Genomic DNA, 1,460 nt, shown 5'->3' with positions numbered 1-1,460 from the left:
CGCGATTTCGCCGTCGCGCCCGGCGTCAAGAAAACGCCGACCGTCCAGACGATCTCGCCAATGCCGATGGACCGCACCGGCGAGCCCGGACAGGGGCTGGCGGATGTCGGGCACATGGTGCTGGTCTATCGCGACCTGATCGCGACGACACGCAACCCCGATGTGCGCGCACCCGACCGGGCGATGCGCATCCATCTGACCGGCAATATGGAACGCTATATGTGGGCGTTCGATGGTGAGAAGCTGAACGAGGTCAGGGATCCGATCCCGTTTCTGCAGGATGAGCGAGTGCGCGTAACGCTCGTCAACGACACGATGATGGGCCACCCGATCCATCTTCACGGCCATTTCTTCGAGCTGGTGACAGGGCATGGCGAACATGCACCACGCAAGCATACGGTGCAGGTGCAGCCGGGCGGCACGGTGACCTTCGACGTCACCACCGACGCGATCGGCGACTGGGCGTTTCACTGCCACATGCTTTATCACATGCACGCGGGAATGATGCAGGTCGTCACCGTCCGCCCGCGCGGAGAGGGCGCATGAAGATGCTGTTGCTCGCCACCGCCGCCATCGCACTGGCCGCACCCGTCGCCGCGCAGACGATGGATCATTCCAAAATGCCCGGCATGAAGATGCCGGCGAAACCCGCGCCCAAGCACAAACCGGTGGTGAAGCCACGTCCCGCCGCGAAGCCAGCGGCGAAACCAGCCCCCGCCGCGACGCCGGCGGCGAAGGCGTCACCCGCCAAACCTGCGCAGGCCGCACCTGCCGCCGATCCGAATTGCCCGCCGGAGCATGCGGCGATGGGGCATTGCACGCCCGCCGGTGCGGCCCCCGCCGCGCCCGAGAAGGCCGACGGCAATAGCTCGGCGATGCCCGGCATGGCCGCCGATGCACCGAGCACCGGAAGTCGGGGGACCGCACTTCCCGCCGGAAACGCGCCAGCCCCCGCCGCGCCGGAACCGAGCTATGCCGACCGCGTCTGGGGCCGCGACGCGATGATCGGTGCGCGCAAGGCACTGCGCAGCGAGCATGGCGGCGGCACCTTCAGCCAAATTATGCTGGACATCGCCGAGCTGCAAATCCGCCAGGGGCGCGAAGGCTATCGCTGGGAGGGCGAAGGCTGGTTCGGCGGCGACATCGACCGGCTGGTCGTCAAGACCGAAGGCGAAGGCAGTTTCGGGGAGGCGGTCGAAAGCGCCGAGGCACAGGCGCTCTATAGCCGTGCGATCGGTCCCTATTTCAATCTGCAGGCGGGCGTCCGTCACGATTTCGAACCCAAGGCGCGCAGCTATGCCGCTTTCGGCGTCGAGGGACGCGCCCCCTATTGGTTTGAAGTCGAAGCGCATGCGTTTGTATCGACCAGAGGCGATGTGCTGGGACGGCTCGCGGCCAGTTACGATCAGCGCATCACGCAGCGGGTGATCCTGCAACCGCGCGTCGAGTTCAATCTGGCT

The 1,460-nt window shown here is 66.4% G+C and carries 2 protein-coding genes; both read left to right on the top strand.

Features of this window, described 5'->3' with window-relative positions:
* On the top strand, positions 1-546 hold a 546-nt coding region (locus tag U1769_RS24955; protein WP_332720860.1), incomplete at its 5' end, for a multicopper oxidase domain-containing protein.
* Positions 543-1,460: copper resistance protein B (locus tag U1769_RS24950; protein WP_332720859.1), on the top strand; the 918-nt coding region annotated here is incomplete at its 3' end. The genes U1769_RS24955 and U1769_RS24950, both read left to right, overlap by 4 nt.

This window comes from Parasphingomonas zepuensis (assembly GCF_036663735.1).
In the GTDB taxonomy this organism is placed as follows: Bacteria; Pseudomonadota; Alphaproteobacteria; order Sphingomonadales; family Sphingomonadaceae; genus Sphingomonas.
This window is presented reverse-complemented; position numbering and strand designations above follow the sequence as displayed.